The sequence below is a fragment of the Pseudomonas sp. 2995-3 genome (genome assembly GCF_002742565.1).
Lineage (GTDB): Bacteria > Pseudomonadota > Gammaproteobacteria > Pseudomonadales > Pseudomonadaceae > Aquipseudomonas > Aquipseudomonas edaphica.
In genome coordinates, this window is record NZ_LJSB01000224.1 from 114,000 (window position 1) to 136,562 (window position 22,563).

14 protein-coding genes are annotated in these 22,563 nt (G+C 62.9%); 8 read left to right on the forward strand and 6 right to left on the reverse strand.

Annotated elements, in window-relative coordinates:
* The first annotated feature begins 141 nt into the window (after positions 1-141).
* The 3 genes from AOA62_RS23815 to AOA62_RS23825 all read left to right on the forward strand — a co-directional run bounded on the left by AOA62_RS23815 (position 142) and on the right by AOA62_RS23825 (position 2,919).
* The gene (locus tag AOA62_RS23815; RefSeq protein ID WP_017139575.1) at positions 142-1,062 is read left to right on the forward strand and encodes a LysR family transcriptional regulator; all 921 of its coding nucleotides are present in this window, start codon (positions 142-144) and stop codon (positions 1,060-1,062) included.
* Positions 1,062-1,949, forward strand: a complete 888-nt coding sequence (locus tag AOA62_RS23820; RefSeq protein ID WP_099549964.1) for a LysR family transcriptional regulator — start codon at positions 1,062-1,064, stop codon at positions 1,947-1,949. The genes AOA62_RS23815 and AOA62_RS23820 overlap by 1 nt, the downstream gene beginning before the upstream one ends.
* Positions 1,950-2,025: 76 nt before the next feature.
* Positions 2,026-2,919, forward strand: coding sequence for a pyridoxamine 5'-phosphate oxidase family protein (locus AOA62_RS23825; protein WP_099549993.1), 894 nt, complete (start codon positions 2,026-2,028; stop codon positions 2,917-2,919).
* A 53-nt stretch (positions 2,920-2,972) separates the two neighbouring features.
* On the opposite strand, the gene adeC is transcribed toward AOA62_RS23825, so the two are convergent.
* Complete coding sequence (gene adeC, locus AOA62_RS23830) at positions 2,973-4,469, reverse strand: AdeC/AdeK/OprM family multidrug efflux complex outer membrane factor (RefSeq protein WP_256592471.1); 1,497 nt, start codon at positions 4,467-4,469, stop codon at positions 2,973-2,975.
* Positions 4,469-5,263, reverse strand: a complete 795-nt coding sequence (locus tag AOA62_RS23835; RefSeq protein ID WP_026013880.1) for a helix-turn-helix transcriptional regulator — start codon at positions 5,261-5,263, stop codon at positions 4,469-4,471. The genes adeC and AOA62_RS23835 overlap by 1 nt, the downstream gene beginning before the upstream one ends.
* Positions 5,264-5,767: 504 nt before the next feature.
* Between AOA62_RS23835 and AOA62_RS23840 the strand changes: the two genes are divergently transcribed.
* On the forward strand, positions 5,768-12,025 hold the full coding sequence (locus AOA62_RS23840; RefSeq protein WP_099549966.1) for a non-ribosomal peptide synthetase: 6,258 nt from the start codon (positions 5,768-5,770) through the stop codon (positions 12,023-12,025).
* A gap of 149 nt (positions 12,026-12,174) precedes the next feature.
* Here AOA62_RS23840 and AOA62_RS23845 read toward each other — a convergent pair whose 3' ends face one another.
* Positions 12,175-12,480: a hypothetical protein gene (locus AOA62_RS23845; protein ID WP_099549967.1), complete on the reverse strand. Its 306-nt coding sequence runs from the start codon at positions 12,478-12,480 to the stop codon at positions 12,175-12,177.
* 633 nt (positions 12,481-13,113) lie between these two features.
* On the opposite strand from AOA62_RS23845, the gene AOA62_RS23855 reads away from it, so the two are divergent.
* Positions 13,114-13,959, forward strand: coding sequence for a hypothetical protein (locus AOA62_RS23855; RefSeq protein WP_143521906.1), 846 nt, complete (start codon positions 13,114-13,116; stop codon positions 13,957-13,959).
* A 34-nt stretch (positions 13,960-13,993) separates the two neighbouring features.
* Here the strand turns inward: AOA62_RS23855 and AOA62_RS23860 are convergent, their stop codons facing one another.
* The 3 genes from AOA62_RS23860 to AOA62_RS23870 form a co-directional block, all read right to left on the reverse strand.
* Positions 13,994-15,511: a glycosyltransferase family 39 protein gene (locus AOA62_RS23860; RefSeq protein ID WP_099549969.1), complete on the reverse strand. Its 1,518-nt coding sequence runs from the start codon at positions 15,509-15,511 to the stop codon at positions 13,994-13,996.
* 26 nt (positions 15,512-15,537) lie between these two features.
* Positions 15,538-17,196: a lipid IV(A) 4-amino-4-deoxy-L-arabinosyltransferase gene (arnT, locus tag AOA62_RS23865; protein ID WP_099549970.1), complete on the reverse strand. Its 1,659-nt coding sequence runs from the start codon at positions 17,194-17,196 to the stop codon at positions 15,538-15,540.
* Positions 17,197-17,383: 187 nt separating this feature from the next.
* On the reverse strand, positions 17,384-18,058 hold the full coding sequence (locus tag AOA62_RS23870) for a histidine phosphatase family protein (protein WP_178075654.1): 675 nt from the start codon (positions 18,056-18,058) through the stop codon (positions 17,384-17,386).
* A gap of 275 nt (positions 18,059-18,333) precedes the next feature.
* Here AOA62_RS23870 and AOA62_RS23875 point away from each other — a divergent pair, with 275 nt between their 5' ends.
* Genes AOA62_RS23875 through AOA62_RS23885 form a run of 3 tightly spaced genes read left to right on the forward strand, consistent with a single transcriptional unit; the run spans position 18,334 to position 22,508 of the window.
* The gene (locus AOA62_RS23875) at positions 18,334-18,990 is read left to right on the forward strand and encodes an ABC transporter ATP-binding protein (protein WP_017139562.1); all 657 of its coding nucleotides are present in this window, start codon (positions 18,334-18,336) and stop codon (positions 18,988-18,990) included.
* Position 18,991: 1 nt separating this feature from the next.
* A complete protein-coding gene (locus AOA62_RS23880) occupies positions 18,992-21,454 on the forward strand; it encodes an FtsX-like permease family protein (protein ID WP_099549971.1) in 2,463 nt (820 codons plus the stop codon).
* Positions 21,444-22,508, forward strand: a complete 1,065-nt coding sequence (locus AOA62_RS23885) for a lipocalin-like domain-containing protein (RefSeq protein ID WP_099549972.1) — start codon at positions 21,444-21,446, stop codon at positions 22,506-22,508. Before AOA62_RS23880 ends, AOA62_RS23885 begins: the two co-directional genes overlap by 11 nt.
* Positions 22,509-22,563: the final 55 nt, after the last annotated feature.

Sequence of the window (22,563 nt, forward strand, 5' to 3'; positions counted from 1 at the left end):
GGCTGCGCAGCAGCCCCAATAAGGGCAGCGCATTAATTCAGGCAATACGCGGTCATTTTTTTGGGGGCCGCTGCGCGCCCCAGCGGGAGCAAGCTCCCTCGCCACGGGTGAGTAGTTTTCAGCTAATGAGAAGGCGTGCCGATGGATCGATTTCATGAGATGCAGGTATTCCTGGCGGTGGCCGAGGAGGAGGGCTTCGCTGCCGCTGCGCGGCGCCTGAAAACCTCGCCGCCCAGCGTGACCCGAGCGATTGCCGCCATGGAACAGCGTATCGGCACGCAGTTGCTGGCACGCACCACCCGCAGCCTGCACCTGACCGAAGCCGGCCAACGTTACCTGGAAGATTGCCGACGCATCCTGGCCGAGCTCGATGAAGCCGAGGAAGCGGCGGCGGGCAGCTACTCCATCCCCGGCGGCCACCTGACGGTGACCGCGCCGGTGCTGTTCGGCGAGCTGTATGTGGCGCCGGTGCTGGGGGATTACCTGGACCGCTTTCCCTTGGTAAATATCACCGCCTTACTGGTCGACCGTGTGGTTAACATGACCGACGAAGGCGTCGATGTGGCCGTGCGTATCGGTCATCTGCAAGAACTTGGACAGCAGGCCATAAAGGTCGGGGAAGTGCGCCGGGTGGTGTGTGCATCGCCCGGTTACCTCGACCAGCACGGTCGGCCGCAACGGCCTGAGCAGTTGCGTGAAGCCAAGATCGTCACGTCATCCTCCAGCCAGCTGGTAAGTGAATGGGCGTTCGTCGACGCCGGGCAGCCGTTGACGGTGCCCATCGAGCCGCGTCTGGTGGTCACGGCAAATAATGCGGCGATCAACCTGGCGCGCCTGGGTTGGGGCATGACGCGGGTGCTGTCTTATCAGGTCGCGGCAGCGGTGGCGGCGGGGGAGTTGGAGGTTGTGCTGGAGGCTTTTGAACCGCCACCGCTGCCGATCCAGGTGGTGTTCCAGAAAAGCGGCCGCGTACCGGCCAAGGTCCACACCTTTGTGGACTTCCTCACCCATCGCCTCGGGCAGGACGCTGCCCTGAACCCGGCGATGAAGCGCCGCGGCTGATGGAACGCTATCGCGACATGCAGCTGTTTGCAGCGCTGGCTGATCAGCCCAGCCTGGCTTCGGCGGCGCGCCAGGCCCAGGTTTCCGGCCCGACCCTGATCCGTGCGGTTGCTCGCCTGGAAGCCCGCCTGCGGGTGCCGTTGTTGCAACGCAGCACACGCGGCGTGAGCTTGACCGAAGCGGGCAGCGCCTATCTGGCCGATTGCGTGCGGTTGCTGGCAGCCGTCGATACCGCCGAGGCTTCGGCCAAGGGCTTGCACGTGCAGGCCCAGGGCAATTTGCAGGTGTTCTTGCCGTTTCTGTTCAGCCGTTATGTGATGGCGCCGGTATTGGCCAGCTATATGGACAACTACCCCGACGTCCGCCTGGTGGCGCGCTACCACGACTACTACCCGAACCTGCACGAAGAGGGGCTGGATGTGGCGATCCTGGTCGGCGAATTGCCCAATTCATCGCTGATCGCTCGGCCGGTGGGGCAGGTGCGGCATATCCTCTGCGCCAGCCCCGATTACCTCGCCGCCCATGGCGAACCCCGACATCCGAGCGAGCTTAAAAAGCATCGGCTGATTGCCAGTGCCGACCCGGTGGCCTGGGATTTTCAAGGCTTGCAGCTCAAGGCCCGCGCGCGTTTGAGCTGTGCCAGCGTGCAAGGTGCAATCAACGCGGCGGTGCAGGGTGCGGGGGTGATTCGTTGCGTGAGTTACCCGCTGCACCAGCACCTGCTGAGCGGCCAGTTGCGCCGTGTGTTGCCTGACTTTGAACAGCCGCCGTTGCCGGTGCATGTGGTGTACCGCGAGGGCCGCAACGCACCGATGCGCGTACGCAGTTTTGTTGACCACTGTGTGGCGGCGCTGCGTGAGCATCCGGCATTTCAGTCGGTGAAATAGTGGATTGCCAAGTGTGGGCATTCTCACGTTGGCAGGTGGGGCGCAGCATGGGCGCATCCAACCTGAGGTGCTCAACATGAACCCAGTCGAACAATCTCCCTGGCATGCCGGCGAACGGCACCTGCAAGCAAGCGCTGGTGCGGCTGAGCGCATGGCCGTGGTCGGGCTCAAGGTGATTCGCGATCACTTGCCGGAGCAGCATCGCGACTTCTACCCGCTGTTGCCCTACCTGATGCTCGGCGTAGTGGATCCCCAGGGCATTCCCTGGGCGACCATGCTTGAAGGCGCGCCGGGCTTTGCGCATTCACCCGACCCACACACCTTGCAGATCGACAGTTTGCCGTCCAAAAGCGACCCGGCGCTTGGCGCCTTGCACTTAGGTGCCAGCGTGGGTTTGCTCGGCATTGACCTCAACACCCGGCGCCGCAACCGCATGAACGGCCGCATCGGTGGTTTGGACCACGAAGGTTTTTCGGTCGATGTGGTGCACACCTATGGCAACTGCCCCAAATACATCCAGTTGCGGCCCGTCGACGGCATCGCCCGCAAGCCCGGCACCACGGTCGAGCGCCTCAACAGCCTGGACGCTGCGGCACAAATGTTGATCCGCAGCGCCGACACTTTCTTCGTCGCCAGCTACGCCGACGTGGATGGCGCACGCTCGGTGGACGTTTCACACAGAGGCGGCAATACGGGGTTTGTGCGGGTTGAAGGCGACGTGCTGACCATCCCGGATTTTGCCGGCAACCTGTTCTTCAATACCCTGGGCAATTTGCAGCTCAACCCGGTGGCGGGGTTGCTGTTTATTGATTTTGAGTCGGGCGATGTGTTGCAGGTTGCCGGGCGCACTTCGCTGATCCTCGACGGGCCTGAGGTGGCCAGCTTCGAGGGCGCCCAGCGGTTGTGGACAGTAACGGTGGAGCAGGTCATACGCCGCCCGGCAGCATTGGCGTTGCGCTGGCAGAACTGATCGTTCCCACGCTCAGCGTGGGAATGCCGCCCCGGACGCTCCGCGTCCCGATGTCAGCGCTTATGTGAGCCTTGTGAGCTGTGACGCGGAGCGTCACGGGATGCGTTCCCACGCGGAGCGTGGGAACGATCAGTCAGCGAAATCAATGGGTTGACGCTCCAGGCGCCGCCCAGAGCCGTGTACAGGTTCACCTCCGCGACCAGTTGCGCCAGCCGATCGACAATCAGCGCCTGCTGCGAACTGAACAAGGATCGCTGCGCATCGAGGAACGTCAGGTTGCTGTCCACACCGCTGCGGTAGCGGTGCTGGGCCAGGTCGTAATAGGCCTGGTTGGCGGCGACGAAATCCCGTTGAGCGTCCAACTGGTCGTTAAAGGTTTGCCGGGCGGCGAGGCCGTCGGCGACTTCCTGAAACGCCGTTTGAATGGATTTTTCGTACTGCGCCACCGTAATGTCTTTCTGCAGTTTGGCGTAGTCGAGGCTGGCGCGCAGGCTGCCGGCGTTGAAGATCGGCAGGTTGATTTGCGGCTGGAAGGTCCAGGTGCCCGCGCCGCCCTTGAACAGCCCCGACAGCTCCTTGCTGGTGCTGCCGGCGTTGGCGGTGAGCGTCACCGACGGAAAAAATGCTGCCCGCGCCGCGCCGATATTGGCGTTGGCGGCTTGCAGTTGGTATTCGGCCTGGAGGATATCCGGGCGCCGTTGCAGCAGGTCGGAGGGCAAGCCTGCGGGCAGGCGCGCCACCAGGTCATCAGCGAGCGGGCGCGACGGCAGGTTTTCATCCACCGGGCCGCCCACCAGCAGGGCCAGGTTGTTGACATCCTGGGCGACCTGGCGCTCATAGCGGGCCACGCTGGCGCGGGTGCTTTCTACTGCCGTGCGGGCTTGCACCACATCCAGTGCCGAGGCCTTGCCCGCGGTTTTGCTGCGGCTGGTGAGCTGCCAGCTGTGGTCGTTGGCGGTCAGGGTTTGCTGCGCCAGGGTCAGCAGCTCCTGGTCGGCGCGCCAGGTCAGGTAGGCATTGGCGACGTTGGCCACCAGGCTCAGTTGCGCGCTGCGCCGCGCCTCTTCGGTGCCCAGATACGTGAGCATCGCCTGCTCGCTGAGGCTGCGCACCCGTCCGAACAGATCCAGCTCATAGGCACTCAGGCCCAGGGTGGCCGAATAGTTGGAAGTGATCGCCGACTTGCCGGTGCCGGTCAGATCGCCCGGCACTTTCTGGCGTTTGCCGGCGCCGCTGGCCGATATCGCCGGGAACAGGTCCGCTCGCTGGATGCGGTACTGCGCCTGAAACGCCTGCACATTCAGCGCCGCTACCCGCAGGTCGCGGTTATTGGCCAGCGCTGCGCCGATCAGCTGTTGCAGCGCCGGGTCGTGGAACAGCTGCTGCCAGTCCGGCTCGACCGCCACAGTGCCGGCTTGCGCCAGGCTGTAGACCCCGCCTTGTGGGTACTGCGCCGGCACCGGCGCAGCGGGCCGCTGATACTCGGGGATCAGCGAGCAACCGCCGAGCACCCAGGCCATGCCAACGGTGGTGAGGGCGAATTTTTTCATCAGGCGCCAACCATCCATTTGGCCAGGCCATGGCGCCCGCTGACGCCCAGTTTGGCGGCGGCACGCTTGAGGTAGGTTTCGATCGAGCTGTTTTTCACGCTGAGTTTTTCCGCCATTTGCGGCACGGTGCCGCCGGTCAACAGGCCCAGGCACACCTCCTGCTCACGCGCCGACAGGGTGATATCGCTGAGGGACAGGCGCTTGTAGAACTCGCGCTGCAACTGTGACTGTTCCAGCTGGCTGTGGGCTGGTTCGGCCTGGCTGTGAGGGGCCTGGCGCAAAATCCGCGCATGCCGTTCCATCAACGGCAACAGGGTGTCCGACAAGCACTTGAGAAACGACAGTTCTGCCAGGGAAAAGCCTTGTTGGGTCGGCGGGCGGTAGAACGAAATCACGCAGCGTCGGTTGCCCTGGCGCGAGACCAGGTTGCACTGGTGCGAGGTGCCGCGTGGGTGTGCGCTGTTGGCCTTGGCCTTCATCTGGATCAGCAACGGGTCTTGCATGCGCAGCATTTCCCGTAGCAGCGGGTGGTCGTTCAACGCATGTACGGGCTGGGGCGCCAGCAGGTGTTTTTTCAACCCGGCGCTGCCCAGCAGTTGAATATCGATCGCGCTGTCACGCAGTTCGTCGAGGGTCCATTCACTCAGGTCGACCAAGTGAATCGGCACCCATTTATCCACCAGATGCAGCATGTTGGCGGCGAAATTTTCCTGGCCGCTGTTTGAAATCAATTCACCCATTTCGGCGTAGAACTGCGGGCTGTGGGCGCCGCCAATACTAGAAGTCAGACTCATAGCCATCTCATCCTTGATGTCGAAAACCGTCAACGGGTGCCCTGGGTCTGTGTGGGGCGGCCCGTACTCCTTGAACGTGACTCTTCTTTAGCGTCATTCGGCGTTCGAGATTTTATTTAGCCATAGCGATTTGTCCTACGTATGTAGCGGAAACGAGGGACACAAGCTGCCATAAAAACTACGTCATTAATTCGACGTTTCAGACGGAGAATTCCGCCAACGAAAAACCATGGCTAAAAATTAGAGCTGATTAACCAATTGATATTTATAGTAAAAATAAGTAATTGGGGCGTGTTGAGAAAAACTGACTGCGGCCATGTGTAGTCAATTTCCTACAGCGCTTTAATCGTTTCAGCAGTTAACCATCAGCCAAGCCCGTTTCCATCCATATGAATGTCCGGGTTTCGGGTGACAGACACCTTCGGGTCGCCATGCTCAAATCCGGCAATTTTGGCGAAATGGGCCCGTGTGCGGCCGTGCCGGACTCCTATTGAGAAGGATCTTATGAAGCATTCCCCAAGCTTCCCCCTGACTGCCGCCCAGCAGGACATCTGGCTCGACCAACTGCGAGCAGGCGACTCGCCGCTGTACAACATTGGCGGCTATGTTGATTTTGCCGGCGTCTTGGTGCCGGAACTGATCCAGCGCGCCGTCGAGCTGCTGGTGGCCAAGCACGATGCCTTGCGCACCCAGTTGCACACCGATACCGACGGCTTGCCTCGACAGACCTTCGACGCTGCGCTGACGGTGCAGGTACAACGGCACGACTTCTGCGCGCTGCAAGACCCGCAGGCCGCGAGCCAGGCGCTGATGCAAGCGCAAATGGCCCGGCCCTATGCGATGAGTGGTGAACCGTTATTGCGGTTTGTCCTGGTCAAGCTCGACGACGACCACTACCGCCTCGGCATCCAGGCCCATCACCTGATTCTCGATGGCTGGGGCTTTGGCCAGGTGCTGCAATCCCTGGCCCGGCTGTACACCGACCTTGAACAGGGGCGGCAACCGGAGCCGTACGCCCCGTCCTATATCGACTTTATCGACACGGACCTGCGTTACCAGGCATCGGCCCGTTACGCCCGTGACCGCGCGTACTGGCTGGACAAATACCAGGTGCTGCCCGAGCCGCTGCTGACGCCGCGCCACAACGCCCCGGCGCCGAGCAACACCTGGGTGGAGCCGTTCCCGGTAGCGCTGCTCAACCGCATGGAGCAAGTCGCCAACCGTTACCAGGCCTCGGCCTTCCATGTGTTGCTGGCGGCGCTGTACGTGTATTTCACCCGCACCAGCCAGCGTGAAGAGTGGGTGGTGGGGCTGCCGATTCTCAACCGTTCCAACGCACGTTTTCGTTCCACCGTGGGCTTGTTCACCCAGGTCAGTGCAGTGCGTTTCCAGTTCGATGCGCAATTGCCGTTCAGCGCGGTAGTGCGCGGTGTGCGTGACCAGCTCAAGCAGGACTTTCGCCACCAGCGTTTTCCCCTGAGCGAGATGAACCGTGAACTAGGCCTGCGCCGTACCGATCGCGGCCAGTTGTTTGATTTGTCGGTGTCCTTTGAGCAGGACGATCACGACCTGCGCTTCGGCCAGGTCCAGGCCCGCGCGGTCAAGGTATCCAACTACCACGAGCCGCTGCCGATTGCCTTCCACCTGCGCAGCAACCGTTACCAGGACACTGCTTGCCTGCACTGCGTGTACAACGAGGCGTGGTTTCGCGAGGACGAGGTGCAGGCGTTGGCGCAGCGCTTTACCTGGCTGCTGGAGCAGGGGTTGGCAAATACCGCGTTGACGCTGGCTGAGTTTGCCTTGGTGACGCCGGCCGAACAGCTCCGGTTGCAGCAGTGGAATGCCACCGCACAAGCGCCTGCCAGCGCGCAAACCCTGCATCGGCGCATCGAGGCGCAAGCAGCGCGCACGCCTGACGCCATTGCGGTGGTGCATCAGGACCGGCAATTGACCTACGCCCAGCTCGATCAACAGGCCAATGCCCTGGCCCACCAATTGCTCGAACATGGCGTGCAGCCGGATGACCGTGTGGCGATTGTGGCGCGGCGCGGGTTGGACACCGTGGCCGGGTTGCTGGCGATCCTCAAGGCCGGCGCCTGCTACGTACCGGTGGACCCGGCTCACCCGGCCGAGCGCCTGAGCTACCTGCTGCACGACAGTTCCCCGGTGGCGGTGCTGGCCCAGCACAACGTGCTGGCGCGCCTGCCGATGCTCGACGTGCCGATAATCCGTTTGGACCTGCCGACGCATGGCCGCAGTGACAGCCCACCGGTGGCGGTCACGCCGTCGAACCTCGCGTATGTGATCTACACCTCAGGCTCCACCGGTTTGCCCAAAGGCGTGATGGTTGAGCACCACACCGTGTCGAACCTGGTGGACTGGCACTGCCGCGCCTTCAACCTGCACGCGGGCAGCCAGACGGCCAGCGTGGCCGGCTTCGGTTTTGACGCAATGGCCTGGGAAGTGTGGCCGGCGTTATGCGTGGGCGCGACCTTGCACCTGGCGCCGGCACAGGACGACGCCCAGGACATCGACGCGCTGCTCGACTGGTGGCGTGCGCAGCCGTTGGACGTGTGCTTTTTGCCGACGCCGGTGGCCGAGTACACCTTCAGCCAGCGCCTGCAACACCCGACCCTGCGCACCCTGCTGATCGGCGGCGACCGCCTGCGCAGTTTCAGCCGCGCACAAACCTTCGACGTGATCAACAACTACGGCCCCACTGAAGCCACCGTGGTCGCCACCTCCGGGCGCGTCGAGGCGGGCCATGCGCTGCACATCGGCGCGCCGATCGACAATGCCACGGTGTACGTGCTGGATGAACAGCGGCGCCCGGTGCCGATTGGCGTGGCGGGGGGGCTGTATATCGGCGGCAAGGGTGTGGCGCGGGGTTACCTGAACCAGCCTGAACTGAGCGCCGAGCGCTTTGTGGATGACCCGTTCAGCGAGGGCCGGATGTACCGCACCGGCGATCTGGCGCGCTGGCTGCCCGACGGCAACCTTGAGTACCTGGGCCGCAATGACGACCAGGTGAAAATCCGTGGCGTGCGCATCGAACTGGGGGAAATCGAGTCCGCGCTGGCCAGCCATCCGGCGGTCCAGGAAGCCGTGGTGCAGTGTCGCGAGGGCCAGTTGTTGGCTTGGTTTGTCGCCCGGCACAGCGTCGAAATCGAAGCGTTGCGTGCCCATCTGCAAGCCTCGCTGCCCGATTACATGCTGCCGGCAGCCTATGTGCAGTTGGAGGCGATGCCGCTGACCGCCAACGGCAAGCTCGACCGCAAGGCGCTTCCTGCGCCCACCCAGCAAGCCTTTGTCACGCGCCAGTTCGAAGCACCGTACGAAGGCGCGGAAACCCTGCTGGCGCAGATCTGGGCTGAACTATTGCAGGTGCAGCAAGTGGGGCGCCATGACCATTTCTTTGAACTGGGCGGCCATTCGCTGTTGGCGGTGCAGTTGGTGCAGCGCATGCGCCAGGCCGGCTTGCATGCCGATGTGCAGGTGTTGTTCGGCCAGCCGACGCTCGCCGCGCTGGCGGCGGTCAGTGGAGGCAGTGAGGTACAGGTGCCGGGCAATCGTATTGCGCCAGGTTGCAGCCACATCACGCCGGACATGCTCGCACTGGCCGAACTCGACCAGCCGAGCCTGGATCGTATCGTCGCCGGCATCCCCGGTGGGGCTGCCAATGTGCAGGAAATCTACCCGCTGGCGCCGTTGCAGGAGGGCTTGCTGTACCACCACCTCACGGACGCGCGCGACCCCTACCAGCAACATGCGCTGTTCAGTTTTGTCCGTCGCGACCAGTTGGAGGCGTTTGCCCAAGCGTTGCAGCAGGTGATCAACCGTCACGATATTCTGCGCACCAGCCTGGTGTGGGATGCGCTTGAACAACCGATGCAAGTGGTGTGGCGCCAGGCGCAGTTGCGCGTCGAACCGCTGCAGGATCAGCACGCACCGCTGGATCTGCGCCAGGCGCCGCTGATGGCACTGGATTACGCCGAGGAGCCGCACAACCAGCGCTGGGTCGCCAAGTTGCGCTTCCATCACCTGGTCAACGACGCCACCTCGACCACTGTGCTGGTGGATGAAATTCGCGCCCACTTGCTGGGCCAGCAGGCGCAATTGCCGGAACCGGTGCCTTACCGCAACGTGGTCGCGCAGGCCCGTTCGGCAGCGCGCCAGGCGGCCCATGAAGCGTTCTTTCGCGAGCGCCTGGCCGACGTTGACGAGCCGACCCTGGCGTTCGGCTTGCAGGAGCGCCAGGCCAATCGCGCCGACATCGAAGCGGCCGAACGGCCCTTGGCAGACGCCCTCAACCTGCGCCTGCGCGCTCTAGCGCGAGCGCTTGGGGTGAGTGCCGCGAGCCTGTTTCACCTGGCCTGGGCCCAGGTACTCAGCCGGGTCGCGGGCCGCGATGATGTGGTGTTCGGTACCGTGTTGCTCGGCCGTTTGCAAGCCGGCGAGGGCGCCGACCGTGCCTTGGGCATGTTCATCAACACCTTGCCGCTGCGCGTGCGCCTGGCCGGGCAAAGCGTGGTCGCTGCGCTGGCAGACACCCATGCGCAACTGAGCGCGCTGGTCGCCCATGAACAGGCATCGCTGGCCCTGGCCCAGCGTTGCAGCGGTGCATCGCCGCTGTTCAACAGCCTGCTCAACTATCGGCACACGGCGGCGGACAGGGACCTGAACCTGGTGCCGGGCATTGCGCTGCTCAGCAGCGAAGACATCCTCAGCTACCCGCTGATGCTGACGGTCGACGACGTCGCCAGCGGCTTTCGCCTCACGGCCAAGGCGCCGCGCAAGGTCGGTGCCGAGCGCTTGCTGGATTATATCGAGACGGTGTTGTGCGGCCTGACGGAAGCCCTTGAACACGCGCCGACCACACCCCTGCGCGAGGTACAGGTGCTGCCGGCCAGCGAACTGAAAACGCAGTTGCTGGACTTTAATGCGACCCACACCGACTACCCTGAAACCCTCACCGTCCAAGCCCTGTTCGAAGCCCATGCGCGGCAGATTCCCAATGCCATTGCGGTGCAGGCCGGCGAACGGCAGTTGACCTACCGCGAGCTCAACGAGCGTGCCAACCAGCTTGCCTTTCACCTGCGCGAGCGCGGCGTCCAGCCGGATTCGCGTGTGGCCCTGTGCGTCGAGCGCGGGCTGGAACTGGTGGTGGGGTTGCTGGCGATCCTCAAGGCGGGCGGCGCCTATGTGCCGCTGGACCCAGGCTACCCGCGCGAACGCCTGGCCTACATGCTCAGCGACAGTCAGCCCGTCGCGTTACTGGTGCACGCGGCCACCCGTGACTTGCCCGGCGAGGTGTCGATGCCGGTAATCGACTTCGACCGCTGCGCTTGGAGCCAGGCGCCTATCGGCAACCCGTTAGTGCCCGGTTTGAGCGTCGCCAACCTGGCCTACGTGATGTACACCTCCGGTTCCACCGGCACGCCCAAAGGCGTGATGATCGAGCATCGGGGCTTAAGCAACCTGATGCACTGGGGCTCCCGGTTGTGCCCGAATGCCCAGGGCGGCGCCTTGTTGCAACGTGCGCCGTTCAGCTTCGATGGCTCGGTGTGGGAGCTGTTCTGGCCGCTGACCAATGGCATGCGCCTGGTGCTCGCACGGCCCGATGGGCACCGTGAACCGGCGTACCTGGCCCAGGTGATCCGCGAGCAACAGATCAGCGTGATCAAGTTCGTGCCGGCGATGTTGCAGCAGTTTCTGGAACTGGAAGAGTCCGCGCTGTGCACCAGCCTCACCGACGTGCTCTGCGGTGGCGGTGAGCTCACTGAAGCCCTGGCCCGAGGCGTGCAGGCACGCTTGCCCAACGTGCGCTTGCATAACGTCTACGGCCCCACCGAAGCCACAGTGGACAGCAGCGCCTGGACCCTGGAACCCGGCGCCGCCGTGCCGGCCGTGCAACTGCCGATTGGTCGGGCGATCAACAACACCCGCCTGTATGTGCTGGATGAGCATGACACGCCGGTGCCCATGGGCGTCAGCGGCCAACTGCATATCGGCGGCGTCGGCGTTGCGCGGGGCTATTTGGGCGTGGAACAGATGACCGCCGAGCGCTTTATCGACAGCCCTTTTGTGGCCGGTGATCGGCTGTATCGCACCGGCGATCTGGTGCGTTACTTGCCCGATGGCAACCTTGAGTTCCTGGGGCGCAATGACTTTCAGGTCAAGCTGCGGGGCGTACGCCTGGAGCTGGGCGAAATCGAATCGCGCCTGGCCGCGCACCCGGCGCTGCGGGACGTGGCGGTGCTGATTCGTGATGAGCGTTTGGTGGCGTACTTTACCCTGCGCGGGCAAGCGCCAAGCCTGGAAGCCTTGCGTGCGTACGTGTTGGAACAGTTACCTGAATACATGGTGCCGGCGGCCTTTGTGCAGCTTGATGAATGGCCGCTTAACCCGGCTGGCAAACTCGACCGCAAAGCCTTGCCGGAGCCTGGGTTGGAGGCGGTTGTGAGTCGCGCGTATGAGCCGCCGGTGGGTGAGATTGAAACCCTGATGGCGGGCATCTGGGCCGACGTGTTGAAGCTTGCTCGGGTAGGGCGTCACGACCACTTCTTCGAGCTGGGTGGGCATTCGTTGTTGGCCGTGAACCTGGTGGCGCGGATGCGCAAGGCCGGGTTAGAGGTGGATGCGCGCACCTTGTTCAGCCAGCCGACGTTGGCGCAATTGGCGGCCTGCACCACTGCTCAGGTACAGCGCGTAGAAGTGCCGCAAACCGCGATCCCCCAACTCAACCGCCGCCGCCGGATCTGATCGTGCCCACGCATGGGACCGATCTCAAAAGGGCAAATGCGGACAAATGTGGGAGCGGGCTTGCTCGCGAATGCGGTGCATCAGTTACAGATAAGTTGACTGACCCACCGCATTCGCGAGCAAGCCCGCTCCCACAGGGTTAATCGAGTTTATTCAGAGCGATGTTTTGGCGGGTTCAGGCACTCGATAGAGCGGTCCACCGTGGTCTTGGCCATCTCAAGCAAATGCCACACCGCCAGAATCTTCGCCCGCTGGGGGCTGGCCAGCAGATCACCGCAATTGAGCGCGGTCGCTGAAGCGCTGTCGAGCAAGCTGGCGGTGTAGAGCAGGGCATCTTCGAAGCTCAGGTCTTCGATTTGAACACCTTTGGAGGGCAGGTAATGGTCGATGGCGCGATTGAAGGCGGCGCGGTCTTTGTTGGCGTTGCGGGGTGGGTCGGGGACGACTTTTTTCATGGTGTAACTCCGTGATGATTAGGAGTCGACACCCGTCGCGACTAAACGAATGGGTGGCGACTGTGCGCAGGTTAGTCGACCGGTCATCACGAAACCCGGCGCACCCGAAGGCGCCCCACGCACAGCCACCATAAAAATCGGCGGAAGACCGTGCGCGTGATGTTAGCGGGCGACTAAACCCGATCACTGATGAGCAGTGACGGATCGCAGACTAGCCATCGATTCCAACAGGCACAAGGCGGCAGGGATTGTCTAGGAAACGTCCTGCAATTAAAAGGGACACGCCTTGCTGGCCCTTTACAAACCATGACCAAACGCCATCAACCGCAGGTTCCGATTTGATCGTTCCCACGCTCCGCGTGGGAATGCAGCCCGCGACGCTCCGCGTCGCAAGTGCGCAATGGTGGAGAGACGCAGCGCGTCCCAAGAGGCGTTCCTTTGCTGCGCGTGGGAACGATCGCCATCAACCGCAGGTTCCGATGGAACCTTTTTTGCCGTCACCACCAACACATTGTGCAGTTTCGCCTGAAACGTCGGCGTCAGCGTTTCGACGCCGTTGGATTTTGATGGACAACCTGGCTCATGACCCCAACGCTTGGACACTTTCAGCCTTTCATACAGACGCGCGCGCCGATGTTGCCAGCCCCTCTCACTGAGGCCGACACCTGCAGCCTGCCGACGCGCGGGCAAACACGGCCGGCGGATGATCAACGCTCAGCGACGCAGATCTACAAGGACAACCCCATGCTGGGCACGGGCATCATGTCGCGAGCCTATGGCTGGAACCCACAAAGGCGTGAGCGCCAAACCAGACTGATCACCCACTTGAAGCGACAGGTGGGCGACTTTACCGCCGCCAACCCAGACCCCGTGTCGCGCGCCGACGCCATGTATCGCCTGGCGCGGGTGATCCACCACATCGACAACGACCCCTGTCTGCGCCGGGTCAAAGGCAGTTATCCAGGGGATGGGCGCCTGGACGTGCAGGGTATAAAGGGGTTTGCGTCCGAGGTGGACCGCCTGACTCAGTTCGCCGAGCAAGGCTACCGCGTACTGGGGGAGGGCGGTCGTGGGGTCGTCTGGCCAAAGCCTGCCCCCCACGGCCGCGCAGCAGGTGACCGACGCGCGGTGCAGGCAATCACGGTGAATCCCTTGTTCAAGGCACTTGATAACGTGCTCGACGCGAACGAACGGCTCGCCTTCAAAGTGCTCGTAGGCGGTGACTGGAACGACCCCCGGTTACCCGCCGATGTTCGCGCAGCCAGTGCCGCGAATGCTGAACACCTCCTTGAATTCATTGATCAGCAAGGCGGCGCCCATTCCACGGCCAGTAACGGCGAAATAGACGGAAGGGTGGAGGACGTTCCTGACCTTCCTGCGTCTTACCTGACACGTGAGCATTTCACTTACCCCGGTTCTGAAGCGCGGCGGCTGTCGGATTTTGCTTATGTCGGTTATGCCGTGTTTGAGAAGCGCTAGCGGCGTTCCAGGCAGGGTGACGCCGATAATGCCGTCAGCGTGGCGTTGGAACAAACGCCACGCTGCCACCCGAGCGCTTCTGGAACAACCGCTCGCCATTATCCGGCTGTGTGGTGATCACCGTGTGATCCGCGCCCAGGTAGGCCAGCGGCGTCGGGTCTTCCTTGGAATACTGCGCGACGATAATGGTGTGCTGCGGGTCGAAGCCCTGGCCGCTGGTTTTTTCCAGCCAGGCCATCAAGGCGGCGCTGTCGCCCTGGCGCGGGAAGTCCTGGGTCTCGCTGACGTAGTAGAACGGTTTGCCGCCATTTTGCAGGTACATCGGCACCTTGTTGTCGACTTCTACCATCACCATCTGCCAGTGAGCCCACGGCGCACTTTTGACCGCCTCGGCCTGTACGTCGTCGGCGAAGCGGGTCACGCCGCCATTGCCGTTGACCCAGGGATAGATCCCTCCGAGCACCAGCAGCAGCAAGCCTGCGGTGAAACCGAAGCCTTTTTGCCAACGTGGCCAACTGGCGGTTTTTTGCTCCAGGCGTTCACTCAACCACCAGGCCGCCAACAACTGGGCAAAAGGCACCAGCGGCAGCACGTAATAGCTGCGCCGGCTGCCACTGGCGGTGAAAAACACAAATAGCAGGCCCAGGCCCCACACCAGCCAGCGCACGTTCGGTGGCGTTTGGCGCCAGTTGCGCAGCGCCAGCCACAGGCCCAGCAACCAGCACGGTGCCCAGGGCAAGGTGTAGGCGGGCAGGTAGATCAGGTAGGTGTAGATCGGCCCCATGTGGTCGAAAGGGTCGAAGAAACGCACGACGTTTTCCTTGAATACCAGTTCAAGGCCACTCTCGCCGTAAGTCGGCGCGCCGTAGAGGTGGGACAGCACGAAGGGAATTGCATAAAACACCGCTGCAATCAGCATGGCCAGCAGCAGGCGCAGGTTGAGGTGGCGCTTGTAGCGGTGTTCGCTGAACAGGTGCGGCAGCAGCACCAGGCCCGGCAGCACAAAACCGATCAAGCCTTTGAACAGCGAGGTGGCCGCCAGCAGCAGGAAAAACACGGTGTAGCGCCCCAGCCGCGTGTCGTCCGGCCCGCGCCAATACCACCACACCGCTGCCAGCACGCCGCACACGGTGAGGATATCGGCCGTGGCCACGCGCGCCCAGAACAGGAAGTAGAAGGTGGTGGCGAGCATCCAGCCGGCAATCAGCCCGGTGCCTTTGCGAAACAGGCGTTCGCCGATCAAGTACACCAGCCAGATGCTCAGCCACGCTGAAATCACTGACGACAAGCGCAGCGACCAGGGGCCAAGTCCGCCCATCAGGTTGGCGAAGCCGGTGATCAGCCAGTAGGAGGGCAGGGGTTTGTCGTAGTAGGGCGCACCCTTGAGGTAGGGGTCGAAGTAATCACCGCTTTGCAGCATCTGCAACGCGATATTGGCCCAGCGGGTTTCCGGCCCCCACAGGTCGCGACTGCCCAGGCCCAGCAGCAGGAGCAGCGCCGAGACGCCCAGCAGCAGCACCAGGGCGCCGCGTTCGGTTTTGAAGACACTCATGGGCGGCTCTCAAGGCAGACGTAACGTTAAGGAAGCTGCGGATAAATAATCAAGAGCAGGGCGCCTTTGCGATAGCGTTTGCCACCCGGTGGCAGTTGCCCTTCTTCGCGGTGTTCGCTGGTGCTGCGCACGCGCATCAGCACACCGACCGAACCTTGCTGGCGCGCCTGCGCAAGCCAGGTTTGCACGCTGTCCAGGTCGACCTTGCGGTGCACCGAGTCGGCGTACTGGAGGCCATAACGCAGCTCGCCTTCGGTGTCGTAAAACGCCACCTCCGGGCGACCCAGGCGCCAGGACAAGGCCGATGCGGAGCCCAACTCGTTGCTGATCAAAGCATGGGTTTGTTGCAATTCATCCAGATGCTCAAGCACGAACTGGTCGGGCATTTCGGTATCGGTGATCATCGCCGGCATGCCCGCCGGCAATAACGCCACCAGCAAGCCGATGCCCAGGGCCGGCATTGCCCACAAGGTCAGCGGGCGCAGCGCTTGCAGCAGGTTGGCGAGAATCCAGGCCAGCAAAACGATAAACGCCAGGGACAGGCTGAACATCTCTGCGTGGCTGTTGCCGTACATCGGGTTGCTGATTTGCAGGTAGATCAACGCCACCATCGCCGCCAGGCCGATCACGGCGTTTGCCAGGCCATTGATCAGGATCGCGCGGGTCTTGCCTTGCCGGATCAAGTCGATCAATGCATGGCCCATCAACAAGGCCAGCGGCAGCAGGCACGGCATGATGTAGGTCGGCAATTTGCCGCGGCTCATGCTGAAGAAGGTCAGCGGCAACAGCAGCCACAGCGCCAGGAACACGATGGCCGGCTGGGCTTTGTCTTTCCAGGTCTTGATCAGTGTGGCCGGCAGCAACGCCGCCCAGGGCAGGCAGGCAACCACCATGATCGGCAGGAAGAACCACCAGGCGCGCGCGTGCTGGGCATTGTCGGCAGAGAAGCGACGGATATGCTCGTGCCAGAAGAAGAAGCGCCAGTAGTCGGGCTCCTGCAAGTGAATGGCCAAGGCCCACGGCATACAGACGATCGCGGCGACCACAATCGCCAGCGGGCCGTAGCGCAACAGTTCACCCAGCCGGCGTTGCCAGAGGATGTACGGCACGGCGATCAGCACGGGCAACAGCCAGGCCAGAAAGCCCTTGGTCATAAAGCCCATGCCGCAGGCCACACCCAGCACTGCCCAGGCACCCAGACGAGCACGCGAGGTGCGGCTGTCGAGGGCAAACCACAGCGCTACCAGGCTGAGGTTGACCCAGAAGGTGAATTGCGGATCGAGGTTGGAATACCCCGCTTGCCCGGCCACCAGCCCGAAGCTCATGTAGAGCAGGGCGCAGGCGAAGCTTTTGCGTGGGTCGTTCCACAGGCGGCGGGCGATAAGGTAGGCCAGCACCACGCTCAGGCCGGTGGTCAAGGCCGAAGCCACACGCACACCGAACAGGTTTTCGCCGAACACCGCCTGCCCGAGGGCGATCAGCCAATAGCCGGCGGCAGGTTTTTCGAAATAGCGCACACCCATGAAGTGCGGTGCGACCCAGTTGCCGCTCTGGAGCATTTCCTGGCTGATCTGGGCGTAGCGGGTTTCATCCGGGATCCACAAACCGTGCAGGCCCATGGGCAGTAGATAGAATACCGCGAAGGCCAATAGCAATAGAGGTAAGGGTTTAAGCAGTCGAGTCATGAAAACGTCGCTCCTTGACGTTTAATGGCGAAGTAAGCAGATGTGTAAAAGTTTGTAGGAAGAATCACTAAGTTCACTAAGTCGATGAAAGTATTCATGACGTCCAATAGTAGCGGGCGCAGTTGAACATGCCAGAACAGGGCTGTCGTTTTGCTGAACATGAAGAAAGTTATAGGTAAAAAAGTGTCTATAGCTTTTTAAGTACGGCGGCCCAGGCGGGGCCTTTCATGATGCCAAGCGTCTCGAATTTGCCGTTGGCCAGTACGCGCACGAACAGGGCACTGCCGTACTCGGAGAACGTCGCATGGGGGTAGCCCAGGGCGCTTTCGAAGTCGGCAATACAGCCGCTGTGGGTGACAAAAACGAGGTTACGACCAGGTCGTTTGCGGCTGAGCAGTTCTTCATCGATGTCCTCGCCACAGATGGTCTTTTCCCCAGCGGTCAGCTCGGCTTTGCCGAACATGAAGTGCGAGGTCTGTACCGTGCGCAAGGCCGGGCTGGCAACGATGTCGCTGTTTTCCAGGCCCAGTAGTTTGAAGGCCTTGCCCACTTCTTCAGCGCGTTGGGTGCCGACGGTCGTCAGGCCTTCAGGTGCGCCGAAGCAGGCATTGGGCGAGCGGTCGCAGCGCTCTTCGTGACGCACCAGCACGATCAGGTCGCCATTACGCCAGGCCGGCAGCACTTGCGAGGTCAGCAGGCGATCGCCGACGCTCAGGTCGCGCGGCGAGAACGGCCACACCAGGAAACCGGCGAGCAGCAAGCCGATAACGGCAAGGCCCGCCCACCACTTTCGCAGGCGCTTGAGATAGCCCCGGCGTGAGCGCGGTTTGGTCAGGGTAAGGTCAACCACATCATTCACCATGGGCACTGTCTTCAGTGTTTTATTCAAATAGGCGCAACGCACTGACGGATGTCCGTAGTTGAAGCGGAGCGTGTCATAGCGCTGCTGTCTTTTGGCTGAACATTCGACGGTTAAAAGTTGCCGTGGGCGGTAACTAACAAGTTGCCGTCTAACAACGCATGGCGGGCAATTTAGAGGGGCGAGGGTGGGCAAGCAGTGAAATCCATGTGAAAAATTTGCATGGGGCCGTCAACCAGCCGTTATGCTCGTTTGCAGTCCTTTAAACGAGCGTGTTTATGTTGCAGGTGCAAGGTGTTGTTAAAAGCTACGCCACCCCGCAAGGTCCACTGCCGGTGCTGGCGGGTGTCGACCTGTACCTGGGGGAACGTAGCAGCCTGGCGCTGATGGGCGAGTCCGGCAGCGGAAAAAGTACGTTGCTGCATCTGGTTGCCGGGCTCGACCGTGTGGACAGTGGCACTGTCCAGGTGGGCGAGCAGCGCCTGGACCAATTGAGCGAGGCCCAACTGGCGCATTGGCGGCGTACCGAAATCGGCCTGGTGTTCCAGCAGTTCAACTTGATCGGCAGTTTGCGTGTCGACGACAACCTGGCGTTCCAGGCACGTCTGGCCGGGCGCTTCGACCCGCAATGGCAGGCGCAACTGGTTGAGCGCCTGGGCCTGGGCGATTTGCTCAAGCGTTATCCCGAACAACTCTCCGGCGGCCAACAGCAGCGGGTTGCGGTGGGCCGTGCGTTGGCCTCGCGCCCCGGCTTGTTGCTGGCGGATGAACCCACCGGCAATCTCGACGAGGCCACCAGCGATGACGTGCTGCAATTGCTGCTGGACCTGCTGCGAGACAGCCCCACCAGCCTGTTGATGGTCACCCACAGCCCGCGCATCGCCGCGCGCCTGGACCGCCAGGTGGTGTTGCGGCGTGGTCGTGTGGTCGCATGAGATGAGGGTATTTTATTGGGCACTGCGCGCATTGTTGAGCCATTGGCGACGACACCCGGTGCAGTTCTTCAGCGTGCTCACCGGCTTGTGGCTGGCCACCGCGTTGTTGACCGGCGTGCAAGCCCTTAACAGCCAGGCGCGCGACAGCTATGCACGTGCCAGCCAATTGATCGGCGGTGAGCCCCAAGCCAGCCTGACTGCGCCGGACAGCGCGAGCTTCCCGCAAGCGCTGTTTGCCGAGCTGCGCCGCGCCGGCTGGCCGGTGTCGCCGGTGGTGCAGGGGCGGCTGCAGCTCAAGGGGCATGAAGATCTGCGCCTGCAATTGATGGGCATCGAGCCGTTGTCCTTGCCCGGTGGCGGTGCGGTGGCGGGGCAGCGCTTGAGCCAGGCGCAGATGCTCGGGTTTTTCAACCCGCCTGGGCAAACCTGGATCGCCGCGCAAACCTTGCAGGCGTTGGGGTTGCAGGCCGGTGCGCGACCGTTGACGGCGAACGGGCAACGGTTGCCACCATTGCAGGTTCAGCCTGACATGGCTCCCGGCCTGTTGCTGACCGATATCGGCTTCGCCCAACCGTTATTGGACATGCCGGGGCGCCTGTCGCGCCTGCTGGTGGACAAGGCCTTTGCCGCCACCCACCCGACGCCTCCCGCCGCGCTGCAACTCAAGCAAGGCGAGGACAACAACCTCTCGCGCCTCACCGAGAGCTTTCACCTGAACCTCGATGCCTTGGGTTTTTTATCCTTTGTAGTCGGCCTGTTTATTGTCCACGCCGCCATCGGCCTGGCCCTGGAGCAACGCCGTGGCTTGCTGCGTACCTTGCGTGCCTGTGGGGTCAGCGCGCGCCTGCTGATCGTCAGCCTGGCGGTTGAGCTGGGCGTGTTGTCGTTGCTGGGTGGCGTGTTGGGTGTGATCAGTGGTTACCTGCTGGCCAGCCTGTTGCTCCCGGATGTGGCCGCCAGCCTGCGCGGGCTGTATGGCGCCGAGGTGGCAGGCCAATTAAACCTCAGCCCGTGGTGGTGGCTGGCCGGCTTGGGCTTGAGCCTACTCGGCGCGCTGCTGGCGGGCGCCAGCAGCCTGTGGCGCGCGTCGCGTTTGCCCTTGCTGGCGCTGGCCAATGCCCAGGCCTGGCATGAGGCACACGGGCGCTGGCTGCGACGTCAGGGTTGGGTGGCGGCTACTGCGTTGGCGATTGCAGTGCTGGCGCTGTGGTGGGGCAACAGCCTCACTGCCGGGTTTGTGCTCATGGCAGCCTTGCTGCTGGGCGCGGCGCTCGGCCTGCCGGTGGTGCTCAATGGCCTGTTGACGGCGGTGCTTGGACGTAGCCGTTCGGTGTTGGGCCAGTGGTTTCTTGCCGACTGCCGCCAACAGTTGCCGGCCTTGAGCCTGGCGCTGATGGCGTTGCTGTTGGCCCTGGCGGCGAACATTGGTGCGGGCTCCATGACTTCGGGGTTTCGCCAGACGTTCAATAACTGGCTGGAACAACGCCTTACCGCCGAGCTGTACCTCAACCCGCAAAACCCGGCCCAGGCCGAGCAGCTTTCCACCTGGTTGGCGCGGCAACCGCTGGTGCAGGCGGTGCTGCCCACCTGGCAGGTGGCGGTGCAATTGCAGGGCTGGCCGGCGGATGTGTTCGGGGTGGTCGATGACCCGACCTATCGCCAGCACTGGCCGCTGCTGCAAGCCGTCAGCACACCCTGGGATCAACTGTTGCAGGGCGACAGCGTGATGCTCAGCGAGCAATTGGCGCGCCGCTTGAAGGTGGGCCTGGGCGACGCCATCAAGCTCCCCACGCCGCAAGGCGTGTGGTCGCCAAAAGTGGTGGGGGTTTACGCCGACTACGGCAACCCCAAGGGCCATCTGCTGGTCAATTCGCAACACCTGCTGGCGCACTGGCCGGGCCTGGCACCGGCGCGCTTCAACCTGCGCGTACTGCCCGGCAATGTGCCGGCGCTGGTGCAGGAGGTGCGGCGCGCCTTTGCCCTGGAGGACAGCCGCATCGTCGATCAGCAGCAGCTCAAAGGCTGGTCGAGCCAGGTGTTCGAACGCACCTTCGCCGCCACCGCGGCACTCAACAGCCTGACCCTGGGTGTCGCCGGTGTGGCGCTGTTTATCAGCCTGCTGACCCAGAGCCAAAGCCGCCTTGGCCAACTCGCACCGCTGTGGGCGCTGGGCGTGACGCGCCGGCAACTGATGCTGCTCAACCTCGGCCAAACCTGGCTGCTGGCGGTGTTGACGCTGGTACTGGCCTTACCCTTGGGCCTGCTGCTGGCGTGGTGCCTGGACGCGGTGATCAATGTGCAGGCATTCGGCTGGCGCTTGCCGCTGCAAGTGTTCCCATGGCAGCTGGCGCAATTGCTGGGGCTGGCGATGCTTGCCACGCTGCTGGCCTCGGCCTGGCCACTGTGGCAGTTGTACCGCAGCCGCCCGGCGGATTTGCTGAGGACCTTTGCCCATGAAGATTAACGCCTGGTGCTGGGCCGCCGTGTTGCTATTGACCGCCTGCGACAAAGCCCCCGCGCCGCAGGAAAGCTTCGCCGGCCTTGGCAGTGAAGCGGCGGATTTCGCCCAGGTGGTGCCTGGCAAGGTCTTCAGCTTTCCCGAAGACCACGGCCCGCACCCCGGCTTTCGCATCGAATGGTGGTACGTCACCGCCAACCTCAAGGATGCCCAAGGCCATGTGTTCGGCGTGCAATGGACGTTGTTTCGCAACGCGCTCAAGGCCGCGCCGATACACGCGGGCTGGCGTGACTCGACGATCTGGCTGGGCCACGCCGCCGTCACCTCCGCCACCCGGCATTACGCCGCCGAGCGCTACGCCCGTGGCGGTGTTGGCCAGGCCGGCGCCCAGGCAGCGCCGTTTACTGCCTGGCTCGACGATTGGAGTTTTGCCACCCGGCCCGATGCCGCCAGCGCCTTGGCCGATATGCAACTCAAGGCCACAGGCCCACAGTTTGCCTACGACTTGCACCTGACTTCCAGCCGCCCGCTGGTGCTGCAAGGTGATAACGGCTACAGCCGCAAATCCGATCAAGGCCAGGCGTCCTACTACTACAGCCAGCCGTTTTTTACCGCAGCAGGCAATGTCACTCTCGACGGCACCACCTACCAGGTCAGCGGCCCGGCCTGGCTCGACCGCGAATGGAGCAGCCAGCCGCTGGCCGCGAGCCAGACCGGCTGGGACTGGTTCTCCTTGCACCTGGACCGTGGCGAGCAATTGATGCTGTTTCGCGTGCGGCAAAAAGACGGCGCGGGTTACCTGACCGGCACCTGGATCGACCAGCAAGGGCACACCCAGACCCTGCATAACGCCGATATTCAACTCATACCGCTGGCCACCACCGAGGTTGACGGGCGCGCTGTTCCTACGCGCTGGTCACTGAAAATTCCCGGCAAGCAACTGGATATCACGCCCCAGGCCGTCAACCCGAAGGCATGGATGAACCTGAGTATCCCGTACTGGGAAGGGCCGGTGCAGTTTGACGGTGGTGTGGGGTATCTGGAGATGACCGGGTATTAATCGCGGGTTTTTGTAGGCGATTTTTCTCTGCCGAGTAGGCAACTTCCCAAATGTG